Below are 13,352 nucleotides of genomic sequence, written 5' to 3'. Positions count from 1 at the left end.
TAATTTTGTGTTGCAACTATCAATATGACGTAAACAGCAGCTAAAAGTTTAACTAAAATCGAAAAAATAAATACACTAACCAACAATACGGCATTTTTTTACTATCTTTGCCATAAATATCAAGCGAAATGAAAAAGGTAATACTATTTTTAACTTTTGCAGCACTCGCATTAGGTTCCTGCTCAGAAAAGAAAACCTCTGCAGATATACATAAGCAGCAAGACACGATACCGATGATGATAATGCAGATACAAAAATGTTCAAAATTGTATACTGCAGAATACCATATACACAAGATTATTACCCACGATGATATAATGAAACTAAAAGGTTCGTTTCTGAGCCACGACTTCAATATTAATCTTCCTCTGGGGAAACGAAAAATAGCAATACCAATGGATGCTACGTTAAAAGCGTATATTGATTTCGGTAAATTTTCAGAATCAAACATAAAAAAAAGTGGCAATAAAATTGAGATTATACTGCCAGATCCAAAGGTTATTCTCACAAGTAGTAAAATAGACCACAAAAATGTAAAAAAGTTTGTAGCTATAACCCGCAGCAACTTCAGTGATGAGGAGATGACAAACTATGAGAAACAGGGACGTGCCTCAATAATACAAAGTATACCTTATCTTGGAATTATAGAATTGGCACGGGATAATGCTGCCAGAATATTAATACCGATGTGCAGACAGATGGGATATAAAGAACAAGACATAACGATCACTTTCCGTAAGGAATTTAAAATAAATGACCTTCCTGGACTGTTAGATAAAACGACTATAGGAAATGAGAATACCCAAAATTAGTACCTTAAGATGGATGGCTGTGGTATGTGCTCTTGTCATTACCATTATAATACTTGTATACTTTATAAGTTGTTCGCACCACAACTCAGTTAAGATCAGTACTGACGATAAAATAAACATAACGCCTGAACAAATAGCTGCCATAAAGAATATCGGACAGTGGGAATTTCTTGCTGTAAGTGATGAAGAAATGGTGGATACCATAAGGAAAGGTATATTTAGTGATGACGAACTGATAAGAATATATTACGGAACACTACGCATGGGGATTGATATGCATAAGGTTGGACCGCATTGGATAAAAATAAAGGATAAAGATATTGAAGTGATTTTGCCACCAATTACATTACTAGACAATGATTTTATTGATGAAGCAAGAACGATATCGTTCTTCGAAAGTGGAAGATGGACTGAGAATGATAAGCAGGATATGTATAATAGGGCTTACCTCCTGATGAAGGAAAAATGTCTTACGCATGAAAATAAAAAAAGTGCGGAATATAACGCCGGCAGACAATTATACAGTCTATTTAAAAACATGAGATATGAAAATATAAAAATTAGATTTTCAGATAAATAGATAATCTTGCTTATAGGCACACTCATGTTTTTCTTATTAATCCGAATAAATTATCCCAAGAAGTTGTTTACAGCTATCAAATTGACTTTGAATAAAATAAAAATCTACCATATAAGTTTCACTGTTTGAAGATTATATGGTAGAATCAAGTGCTCTTAATACATTAACACTAGTTATTTTACTCTATTATAATCTTGACATTATTCTGTTTTATATTATTAGTATAAGTTTCGGTATAACCTTTCTTCGCGGTAATAGTAATATTAGAAAACGTTACATCCTCAATTGGCATCTCTGGTAATCCGGCCAACCTTATCGCTTGTTTGGCACCGTTGCAGAATACGTTTTCTATTTTAAACTTACAGAAATGTGGCGTCTTATCAGTAACAGTCTTAATTTCAGGTTTTCCTATCTCCTTATTCTCATAATATGTATCGAAGAGTATAGCCTCATTCTGAATATCCTTCATATATATTCCGTTAACAAATATATTATCAACCAATCCACCACGGTCGCGAGCACTCTTGAAACGTAGACCGACATCGGTATACATAAAGTTGCAGTTGCTTACATAGATATTATGCATACCTCCATCTGTATTACTTCCTATTACGAATCCTCCATGAGCATGGTATACAGTACAATCTGTTATAACAACGTTTTGCAATGCAGGTTGAATACTTTTTCCACTAGATTTCATACAAATACCGTCATCACCAACATTGAGTATACAGTTGGTTATGTTTACGTTCTTACATGAGCATATATCTATGCCATCACCATTCTGAGCAGACCATTCATTAAGAACCTTACAATTACGAATAGTAAGATCTTCGCATGTACGTGGAACGATAACAAACTTAGGAGAATTCTGGAATGTAGGTCCATCAAAGAGCACTTTTTTACACTTATTAAGTAATACCATATATGGACGTAGATCCTTTTGTGGGTCTACACCATTTGGCCATAATATTCCATTATTATCCAAAGTACCAGTAGCAGTCATTTCTTTCCACTGACTGTCTGTATACTTGTCCCTCTTTGCTGGTCGCCATGTATCTCCTACTCCATCATATATACCTTCACCAGTAAAGGCTATATTAGTAAGTTCGTTCCCATTTATTGGTGAAACCGCATTACGTGCATTATCGCCAATGAAATAATCAGAATGGTTCTTACTAAATATTATCAATGCACCCTTGTCAGCGTGCAGATTTATATTGCTCTTCATTGTGATAGGGCCTGTAAGCCATAAGCCACGTGGCATAACAACAGTTCCACCACCATCGGCAGCACATTTATCTATAGCATCACGTATTGCACCGGTATTAAGTGTCACTCCATCGCCAACAGCTCCGAAGTCTTTAATATTAACAATGCGCTGAGAAAAAGCAGGCAATTGGACATCGGGCATATCAAAAGGCAATTTTTCTTGTGCCATAACAGAAATGGAAATGGATACCGCAAATAAAAGTACGGTCATTCTTAATTTTTCTAATTTTTTCATTGTTAGTTTATTAGTTATTATATAGTATTTTGATTTATTATTCTAATCAAATGTATAACATAAAAGACATAAATGGATGATATTGCAATTCACAAAAATAATAATAAAATATGATGATTCAATCGCTTTGCAGATAAAGTTTAACATATTTTCCATATGTCAACTATACAATGTTACATAAAAAGCCCTGATAACTACCACAGCCACCAGGGTTTTATCGAAATCTCTCGTAAAATAAATCTAATAGATAATTAATCATTTTAAAAATTATATTTATCTCGTTTTGTATGTGGCAAATATATGGATAATAAAAATAACCAACAAATATTTAGGCAAAAAAAATCTCAAAACTTTAATGCAAACGTTTGCATTGAAGCTTTTATTTGGATTTTGCGCGAAATCGGCACAAGAAACCGATATTTAGCACAATGGCACAATGTTAAAAAAGCAGTTTTGCTTAATATTTATCTTATAACTGTCTTTACATATTTATCACCTGGTTTATAGATCAGCCCTGTACACTTGGTAGCTGATGCTTTATATTCTTTCATTTCTACTTTAGTCCAATCTATCTGGTCAGTGCTTTGAGCTAAAGGAACATGTGGAATAAGACTTCCATCCCTTACAAGTATCACTGCTGGTATTTTCCCTACTTTTATAGTTTGATATCCGCCATCATATACGGTTCCATTCTGATAGTCTATCCACTTACCCTTTGGTAGATAGCAAATTCTTGAATCACCACTCTCTAAAAGAGGAGCTACTAATATTTGACTACCGAACAGATATTCATCTTCGACAAGCCATGCGCCCGGATCATCTGGAAACTCAACAAACAAAGCGCGAACCATAGGGAGGCCTTTCTCAGTACAGTCCTTTGCCTGAGCATAAACATAAGGCATAAGTTTATATTTCATCTCTGCACAATCACGGAAAGCATCTGTAAAACTATCGCTTATCAACCAGGGTTCTTTAGGAGGTGCACCATGGGCACGTGTATGGGATGACAAAAATCCAAAAGGCAACCATCTACGGTATATATCTTCTGGGGATGCGGTAACAAAGCCGCCCATATCATGACTCCAAAATGAGAATCCGCTAAGGCCAATACTTAATCCTCCATGCAAGTCACCAATAAGCCCTGTATTTGTAGTAGCTGCATCACCTCCCCAATGAATGGGATAACGTTGAGAACCGGCCCATGCACTTCTTGCCCATATTACGCCATCACCTGAATACTGCTTAACAGCTTCCCATAGTGCTTTGTTATATCTTAAAGGATAAAGGTTATGCTCGTATAGTCCACCTTTACCACTATAGTATATCCCATTTAATGGAGCTGCTTCTCCGAAATCACATTTTATAGCACTCACCCCTTGTTTGATAAGACCGGCGATCTTATCCTGATACCATTTTACAGTAGAAGGGTTTGACAGATCAAGCACAGCATCTTCGTAAGGCATCCCTCCTGCGGCATTTTTAACTTCCATATTATTATCTACTAATTCTTTAAAGAATTTATTTTTGGGAGTAAAATATGGTAGTTGCCAGAGATCAACATGGAATCCCATTTCTTTCATCTGCTTCAACATCAATACAGGATTTGGGAACCGGTCTTTTGCAAACTGATAGTCGCATTGCCAATCTGTACCAAACCATCCTGTATCAAAATGGATTACGTCTGCCGGAATTCGGTGAGACCGCAGGTTTTCTGCTACATCTAATCCCTCTTTTTGTGAGAAATATGTGATCCTGCTCATCCATGTACCAAATGTCCATAATGGTAACATTGGACTTTTACCTGTTATATCAGTATACTCGTTAAGAATATCTTTAGGTTTGCCAAAGAAAATAAAAAGATCCATTTTCTCATCACCCATAAACAGTCGATCGGCCCCTATATAACTGGAACCAAAATCACACGTTACAGGTGCAGATGTATGCATGAATATACCATACCCTCTATTACTGAAGAAGAATGGTACTGGTTTGTATTGTCCATCAGATTCAGGACCTTGAGGATCAGTAACAAACAGTTGAACTTTCTGACCTACTTTATTTAAGGATGTAAATGATTCGCCACAACCAAAAATCTTTTCCTCAGGTGACAATGTGAAAACTGGATTAATGCTTCTGGAATTATCAGAGCCTCTCTTTATAAAATTGAAAGGAAGAAGTTTAATCTGTGAAGAGTCGTCATCTGCATAAGTTCTAGTCTGGGTCAATACTTTCCCAGTACTATCTTTTAAGACAATTCGCCATGGGTATTTATTTATTTCAATTGTACCGTACTGACTGCTGTATATTATAGTCTTTTCTGTCTGTGACATTTTCCATGTGTGGTCTACTGTAGGCACCTTACAGAGCATCAAGTCATTAGCATCATCATCTTTCGGTTCAACTGGTGTTGTCAGCATCTTTATTCTGACTGTGCGTGGCGTGACAAACTCTATAGAGAACTTAAGTTTTGGGTCGTTGTCATATGCCGTATTGGGGAAATCTAGCATCTGTAGACGTTGCGGCCAATAAACATTAGTATTGAATGCCTGACGTGGTACAAGACGATAGCGTTTCCATTTCACAGTACCATTCGCTGTTGTTGGATTGAATTGAGAAAGGCTGTCTGCAAAGAAATAGGTATTGGATAGATCACAAAAATCAGTACTCATATCTTTAGGCTGTGACAAAAGATATTGAACACCATTATTGGTTTGTATCTGTGCATTAGTAAGACAGCAGTAAAATAACAATAATGAAGACAATAATATGTTTTTTCTCATGGTATATGGTATTTAAAAATGGGTAGGCATGATATGCCCACCCATATAATTCTTATTTAAAACTGAATTCAGAAATACCTCTTATATCTGTTTCAGATGCACAAACATAAGCTTTGAATTTACCCGGTTCAACTGTCCATGAATGCTTTTTTGCACTGAAAAACTGCAGATCTTCTGGAGTAATATCAAATGTAACAGTTTTTGTCTCACCAGGATTTAATGATATTTTCTTAAATCCCTTAAGTTCTTTCAAAGGACGTTCCTCACTACATTTTTCTTGTCCGATATACAACTCTACGATTTCTTTTCCAAATCGTTTTCCTGTATTAGTAACCGTTGTGGTCAATGTTATCTTACCATCATTGGATATCTCGGCAGATGAAAGTGAAGGTTTTCCATACTTGAATGTCGTGTAACTAAGTCCATATCCAAATGGGAAACGTGGTTTTACATTTTTAGTATCAAACCATCGGTAACCTACAAAAATACCTTCTTTATAATATACCTGTTTGTTAACTCCAGGATATGACTCTTTACCAAACTGAAAACATGGATAATCTTTCTGATTAACAGCAAACGTTACAGGTAATTTACCACTGGGATTTGTCTTACCTGAAATTATATCTGCAAGAGTTTCACCAGCCATTGAACCTAGGTACCAACAGTGCACGAGAGCCTTAACATTACTGACCCAAGGTGTAGCATAAGCGTTTCCACCAAATGTAACTACTACAATATTTTTCTGAATCTTCGCAAGATCAGCAATGAGTTGATTCTGACCATATGAAAGATTATAGTCAAGACGATCACCGTCTTCACAATCTTGATTGGTATTTTTATTCATACCACCAATATATATTATAAGATCCGCTTTACGTGCTTTTGCTAAAGCCTCGTTACGTAGCAAGGCCAAAGTATCTGCAGATAAAGGATCGACTCTGTCATAAAGAGCACGGCCTGAGTAATATCCTTTTGCAAATTCTATATTGTCTCCATATATAGCCTTTAATCCTTGTAATGGAGATATATCAAATTTGGTTTTAAGCTCTGAAGATCCTCCACCTTCGGTAAGACTGCGAGTTGCATTTTCTCCAACTATAAGTATGTGTTTATATTTACCTTTGACAATCGGAAGTATATTGCTATTCTTTAATAAAACAACGCCTTCCTCTCCAATCTGTTTACATGCTTCATAATGAGCTTCTGAACATTGAGAACCGATAACTTTATCAGGATTCATAGATGTACGGAATATTGTTCTTAATACTCTTGAAGCCTTATCATTGAGAACACTCATCGGTATGCGACCTTCATTGATTAGCTCTTCGAATGGGTCAGCAAGATAATAATTATTATATCCAAATTTTGACTCTTTTGTTTTACCATTTGTATATGATCCCATCTCAATGTCCATTCCTCCTGTTGCAGCCTGCCATGTATCAGTTACGCCACCCCAGTCACTAACTACAGCACCATCAAAACCCCATTGCTTTTTTAATATCTTATTAAGTAATGAATCATTCTGACAACAATGTACATTATTCCAAAGTGGGTATGATCCCATTATAGTCCATAATCCACCTTTCTGCACACATTTTTTAAATGCGGGTAGATATATCTCGTTTATGGCACGCTCATCTACATTGACATTTACAGCAAATCTATCTATCTCTTGATTATTCAAAAAGAAGTGTTTAAGACAACAGGCTACACCATTTTTCTGAGCACTCTGTATATAAGGTGTTGCCATCTCTCCAGCCAAATATGGATCTTCACCCATATATTCAAAGTTACGGCCATTTAATGGTACACGTGCTATTGTAGTACCGGGACCTAACATTACATCTTTATTGCGAAAAGCGAATTCTTCACTTACTGCATTACCATAGAGATGACTGATATCTGTATTCCATGTTGAAGCAAGACATGTCAATGATGGAAACGCAACTATGGAATCGTTATTCCAATTAGCGACATTCCATGAATTCCAATCAACTTCGGCACGTACTCCGTGAGGGCCATCACTATAATGCAACTCACGAATTCCTAAGCGAGGAACACCTGGGGTTGTAAACTTGCTCTGAGCATGTAAAATAAGGATTTTCTCGTGTGTTGTCATTCTAGACAATGCATCTTGAACTCTCTGCTCTAATGGTGCTTTTGCATCTAGATAAACAGCTTTTTGAGCTTTAGATGCAGTAAACGCAGACATAAGTGCGAATGCTAATAATGTTAATTTCTTCATTTGTATATGTACTATCTTATTTGTTAGTTAATGTTATCATCCCATCCTTAAGATCTACGCTTTTAGCTGTTAGTTGTATCGTGCCTGAAGTACTAGTAGACTGTAAAACAACAAGACATTTTCCAAAAAAGGCTTTACGATTATTCGCCTTAAATCTTTCCATTGATGTTTGGTTTCCGTTATCAACTCCTGCTATTTTTGCAGAACCTTGTACAGTAAAGAATACTTGATTGTCGGCATTAGGACAAACATTACCATCTTTATCTACAATCTCTACTGTAACAAAAGCTAAACTTTTACCATCAGCTTTCAATGAACTTCGGTCGCTTATAAGACGTATATGATCAGGAGCACCTGCTGTATTTATAGTCTGACGACCGATTTCCTTTCCTAATTTTCGTGCCACAACTGTAACGTTGCCAGGTTGGAATATGACTGGCCACATTACATGATATTGATGATCTGTATCTTTTCGGCGTATGCCTTGTGATATTCCATTTATATATAATTCAACTTCATCTGCATTATTATAATAACACCACATATCTATTTTCTGACCCGGAATCCAATTCCAATGAGGGAACAAATGCAAAACTTGTTTGTTGGTCCATTCACTCTGATACATATAATATATATCTTTAGGAAAACCTGCCAAATCTATTATTCCAAAATAACTGCTACGTGCAGGAAATCCATACGGTGTTGGCTCACCAATATAGTCAAATCCGGTCCATATATATTCTCCACTTATAAATGGAGTATGCTTTATTAAGTCCCATGTTTCTTCATGAAGATTTCCCCATGAAGCACGACAATTATCATAGCTGCTACACATAAAAGATGGATCCGTATAAGGAAGCCACCATTGTTTTGGCGCTTTTATGACCGAATCACTCGGCATCTGATAGTAATCTCTTGTAGCAAAAGCAGAAACTGATTCAGTGAAAATAAAAGGTTTGCCAGGAAAGTTGACAGGAACATCTTTTGCATTCTGATTATGATAGTTGTATCCTATTAAATCCAATGCCCCACTCTTGAAAAGATGATTATTGGGACTTGATTCATTACATGCTGCCGTAACCGGACGAGAATCATCAAGACTTTTTACTATATCAGCCAACCGTTTAGTAAGCATTGAATTGACACTCATTTCTCTATTTTGAGAGAGCGTTGATGATGAATGACCAAAATTAAGTATAAGATTAGCCTGTTCTATACTCAATGTATCTGAACTAGCATCAGACCATTGCTCAAGTACTTCATTTCCTATACTCCAAATAAATACTGAAGGATGGTTACGGTCACGGATAACCATATCAGTTAAATCTCGTTCAAACCATTTATCAAAATATTGAGAATAATCATATTGTGTCTTTTTTCTATGCCACATATCAAAAGCCTCATCCATGACTATAAATCCCATTGTATCACACATATTAAGCAATTCTGGCGCAGGCGGATTATGTGAACAACGTATTGAATTACATCCCATGTTCTTAAGCATCAGCAATTGTCTATGAAGTGCATCTTCATTAATGGCAGCTCCAAGACATCCTAAATCATGGTGATTACATACGCCTTTTATTTTCATAGGTTTGCCATTCAAATAAAAGCCGGTATGAACATCAAACTTAAATGAACGTATGCCTATTGTTGTAATATATGAATCTATTTGTTTATGACCATCTGTTATATCTGTTTTTATTTTGTAAGTATAAGGATTATCAACGTACCATAGTTTAGGATTTTCGAGCGTTATCGTTTGTTGATTCAACACCTTGTCGGAAGAACCAGGAACCATTACAGTTTGAGAGCTCTTCGCAAGGGTTTTTCCATCTGCGCCAAGCAATGAATTCGTTACTTGTACACGAACAGACTTTCTAATACTATTACTCAATCTTACATCAACTTTTAGAATAGCTTTTTTATCTGTCACAGATTCTGTTTTCACGAATGTTCCCCAATTGGATATACGTAAACTATTGGTTTTAAGCAGATAAACATGTCTATATATTCCACTACCACTATACCAACGACAATTAGGCTGCTTACTGTTATCTACTCTAACTGCAATAATATTCTCTCCATTGACTTTAAGAAAAGGAGTAATATCATATTCAAAAGAGCTGAAACCGTAAGGTCTATTACCAAGCTTATGACCATTGATATAGACGGTTGAATTCATATAAACGCCATCAAAATGAACATAAAAACGAGAAGACTTATCTTTTTCATTTATCTCGAAATGCTTTCTATACCATCCGACACCTCCGGGTAAAGCACCGCCTCCGGCACCAGAAGGGTTGTTTTCATTGAAGTCGCCCTCTATAGACCAATCATGTGGCAAATTCAACTTTCGCCATCTGCCGTCATTATATTGGGGTGAAGACATTTGTACACTATCTGCCAAAACAAAGCTCCAATCTGCATCAAAATTTTGTTTTTGGCGTGCTTCTGCACTCGTAAAGAAACAGATGAATATAAAAAAAATAAATATCTTTTTCATTTTCCTATAGCTTTATAGTTATCTTATTCCCCGTATATTTAATCATCTTACCATCAGGATTTACAAGGTTTAATGATTTTTGCCTATCTTTTGAAACAACAACGACATTGAACCTTCGTTTGTTTAACATTCCATCAAAAGAACCATTACGTTTACCTATTGTAAGAGTCTTATTACTCTCTATATATTTGATATCTATAGTAGAGTACTTTCCTTTCTCGTAATTATAATTTACACCTTCATCTTCATACAGTAGAAAATCAGCATCCGCACCTTCATATACATAAAGATTTATAAGTTCAGGCTTCTTCTGATCACTCCATTCCATATCAGGACCAAATGGAATAATAGAACCTTCACGTACAAATATAGGTATACGTTCATAAGGGGCATCAACTATTAGATTTTGTCCTCCACTGATATAACGACCTGTGTACAAATCATACCATCCACACTGTTTAGGAAAGTAAACATTGCGATTACGGGCTTTATAATATCCTACCGGACAGGCCATAAAAGCAGGTCCAAACATCCATTGGTTGCCTATATTATTGACATTTGCATCATTAGAGAAATCCATTACCAAACCACGTAACATAGTATAGTCTTTAATGTTAACCCAACCTGTCATTGAATATAGGTATGGTATAAGATTATAACGCAGTTTGTCATAATAAAGAATACTCTTATATGCAGGATGATCATCAGGTGCTATATTCCATAATTCACGTAATGGCCATTGTCCATGTGTACGATAAAGAGGTATGAAACATCCAAATTGATTCCAGCGTGTCTGCAACTCACGCCATTCTTTTAAGTCATCATTTTCGATCCCTGTCTTATCATATAACTTTTGTGCTGCAACATATCTATTTTCAACACAGAATCCACCTTGGTCCATTCCCCAAAAAGGCAGACCACACATAGAATAATTGAGTCCGGCTGTCATCTGAGCGCGCATATCCTCCCAACGTGTTCCGATATCTCCACTCCATGTAGCTGTACTATAACGTTGCTCTCCTGCGAATCCGCTACGAGTAAGAAGGAATACACGTTTGTTAGGTTGAACAGAGCGTTGTCCGTTATATATAGCATCAGCATTTACAAGAGAATAGGCATTAAAATATTCAGTACTGGAACCAAGAGCCGTTGGACCGCTAAGCGCCTTACGGTATCCAATAGGAGTACAGTCACGAACATTGGGTTCACTGGCATCCATCCACCATGAATCTATTCCACAATTGTATTTCTTATACATATTCTCATTCATCTGTTTCCAAAACATTTTACGGGCTCCTGCAGAATATGCATCATAAAAAGAACCCATATATCCTAGCCAGTCATAAATAGAATCCTTTACAGCTTGGTGATACATCCACCCATTACAATCTAGTTCTTTATAGTTTTCTGTATTACAATAGAATTTAGGCCATACCGAAATCATAAATTTTCCATGCATAGCATGCACACTATCTAGCATTGCCTCCGGATTGGGATAACGCGTTTCGTCAAACTGATGGCTACCCCATTGATCATTCTTCCAATAATTCCAATCTTGTACTATATTGTCAATTGGTATATGACGCTTACGAAATTCAGAGAGTGTACTTTCTACTTCTTCAGATGTTTTATATCGTTCACGACTCTGCCAAAATCCGAGAGCCCACTTTGGATATACAGGGGCTTTACCTGTCAATGTACGATAGCCACTTATTACTTGATCCATGTTATTACCTGCAATAAAGTAATAATCCATATCACGATTCATTTCGCTCCATATTGAAAGCATATTCTGTTCATCATCTTTCATTGGTTTAGCTACACGCAATCCACAATAAGAAACCCCACCATCAGGTTGCCACTCTATTCGGACTTGTGTTTTAACACCTTTATCAAGATGGTAGACAAACTTATATGCATTAGGATTCCAAGCTGTACGCCAACGTTCTGGAACAACTTCTTTTCCTCCAATATAGACTTTTGTATATCCTGCGTAATAAAGAATGAAATGATAATCACTACTTTGTGATGCTTCTAGATAACCTTCATAAACAACGTTAGATCCGTTTAAGGGGAACCCTTTTGGGAGATTTCCAATAACTGAAGAATTCTCAAAATATAAAGAATCTTCACCCCTTAAAAGTTGGTTGCCATCTGCTGCTGTATATATACCAGTCAAATTACCAGGATTTCCATTTTTGTCATATAGTCTGAAAGCGTGGTTGAGTTGCTCATAATCATCAGGATTTCCCCAGCGGCAAAGAGAATAACTATCCCACAAAAGACCGTAGTTCTTATTACTCATTACAAATGGTACAGATACTTTTGTGTTATATTGAAAAAGTTCCTCATTTTTTCCTTTGTAATTAAACTCTTCAGACTGGTGCTGTCCAAGTCCATAAAAGGCTTCATCAGAAGGACTCTCAAAAAGAGCTCTCCATGACCATCCCTTCTTTTGGTTATCTGTCAGAGTGCCAATACCGATATTAGACTGTGGTACAGTATACGGTTTAAAAGTTTTACCGTTAACAGCTTCTTTAAGCAGCAATTTACCTGTACTATCAAAGAAGGTTATACGACCAGAAAGTTTATCTATATCTGCTTCAACATTTTTAGCCTTTATTTTGATAACAGAACGATCTTCGTTAACAAAGAACTGCGGTTTGGCTGTTTGTGGAACTATTATAAGACTGGTTTTAACTGGAAATTGGTTTTCAGCTGTAGCCTCTACACGTATGATGTTGTCGTTTACGACCTGCAAGCGTAATAGTTTTGCTCCATTTCCATTTACGTTAATATTTACGGTAACCACATTACCATTCTTAATAAAATCAGCTGCGGTTGCAATCGATGTTGTACAAGCAAGCAGAATAGTTGAAATTAGTATTTTTGCGCTCTTCATAAAATTTTATATTATTCACA

General features: G+C 36.2%; 7 protein-coding genes. 2 read left to right on the top strand and 5 right to left on the bottom strand.

Annotated elements, in window-relative coordinates; translation table 11 throughout:
* Nucleotides 1–128 precede the first annotated feature (128 nt).
* Together XYLOR_RS00815 and XYLOR_RS00810 are read left to right on the top strand one after the other, a co-directional pair.
* Complete coding sequence (locus XYLOR_RS00815; RefSeq protein ID WP_036876107.1) at nt 129–812, top strand: DUF4230 domain-containing protein; 684 nt, start codon at nt 129–131, stop codon at nt 810–812.
* Nucleotides 793–1,392, top strand: a complete 600-nt coding sequence (locus XYLOR_RS00810) for a DUF4230 domain-containing protein (RefSeq protein WP_051508807.1) — start codon at nt 793–795, stop codon at nt 1,390–1,392. Before XYLOR_RS00815 ends, XYLOR_RS00810 begins: the two co-directional genes overlap by 20 nt.
* Before the next feature lie 178 nt (nt 1,393–1,570).
* Here the strand turns inward: XYLOR_RS00810 and XYLOR_RS00805 are convergent, their stop codons facing one another.
* From XYLOR_RS00805 to XYLOR_RS00785, 5 genes are all read right to left on the bottom strand, one after another.
* Nucleotides 1,571–2,899, bottom strand: coding sequence for a glycoside hydrolase family 28 protein (locus XYLOR_RS00805; RefSeq protein WP_084608498.1), 1,329 nt, complete (start codon nt 2,897–2,899; stop codon nt 1,571–1,573).
* 464 nt (nt 2,900–3,363) lie between these two features.
* Nucleotides 3,364–5,679, bottom strand: a complete 2,316-nt coding sequence (locus XYLOR_RS00800) for a glycoside hydrolase family 31 protein (protein ID WP_084608497.1) — start codon at nt 5,677–5,679, stop codon at nt 3,364–3,366.
* 52 nt (nt 5,680–5,731) lie between these two features.
* On the bottom strand, nt 5,732–7,924 hold the full coding sequence (locus tag XYLOR_RS00795) for a glycoside hydrolase family 3 C-terminal domain-containing protein (RefSeq protein WP_036876106.1): 2,193 nt from the start codon (nt 7,922–7,924) through the stop codon (nt 5,732–5,734).
* A 16-nt stretch (nt 7,925–7,940) separates the two neighbouring features.
* Complete coding sequence (locus tag XYLOR_RS00790; protein ID WP_036876105.1) at nt 7,941–10,430, bottom strand: glycoside hydrolase family 2 TIM barrel-domain containing protein; 2,490 nt, start codon at nt 10,428–10,430, stop codon at nt 7,941–7,943.
* A gap of 4 nt (nt 10,431–10,434) precedes the next feature.
* Nucleotides 10,435–13,332 (bottom strand): glycoside hydrolase family 31 protein, encoded by a 2,898-nt coding sequence (locus tag XYLOR_RS00785; protein WP_036876103.1) that lies wholly within the window; start codon nt 13,330–13,332, stop codon nt 10,435–10,437.
* Between the last annotated feature and the right edge of the window lie 20 nt (nt 13,333–13,352).

Source organism: Xylanibacter oryzae DSM 17970, from assembly GCF_000585355.1.
Lineage (GTDB): Bacteria > Bacteroidota > Bacteroidia > Bacteroidales > Bacteroidaceae > Prevotella > Prevotella oryzae.
Note: the sequence above shows the minus strand (reverse complement) of the source record. Positions and strands in the feature narration are given on the sequence as shown.

Bases quoted from the DNA above. Each gene is read 5' to 3' on its own strand.
- XYLOR_RS00815 (WP_036876107.1), top strand. From the start codon at position 129: ATGAAAAAGGTAATACTATTTTTAACTTTTGCAGCACTCGCATTAGGT.
- XYLOR_RS00785 (WP_036876103.1), bottom strand. From the start codon at position 13,332: ATGAAGAGCGCAAAAATACTAATTTCAACTATTCTGCTTGCTTGTACA.
- XYLOR_RS00805 (WP_084608498.1), bottom strand. From the start codon at position 2,899: ATGAAAAAATTAGAAAAATTAAGAATGACCGTACTTTTATTTGCGGTA.
- XYLOR_RS00800 (WP_084608497.1), bottom strand. From the start codon at position 5,679: ATGAGAAAAAACATATTATTGTCTTCATTATTGTTATTTTACTGCTGT.
- XYLOR_RS00795 (WP_036876106.1), bottom strand. From the start codon at position 7,924: ATGAAGAAATTAACATTATTAGCATTCGCACTTATGTCTGCGTTTACT.
- XYLOR_RS00790 (WP_036876105.1), bottom strand. From the start codon at position 10,430: ATGAAAAAGATATTTATTTTTTTTATATTCATCTGTTTCTTTACGAGT.
- XYLOR_RS00810 (WP_051508807.1), top strand. From the start codon at position 793: ATGAGAATACCCAAAATTAGTACCTTAAGATGGATGGCTGTGGTATGT.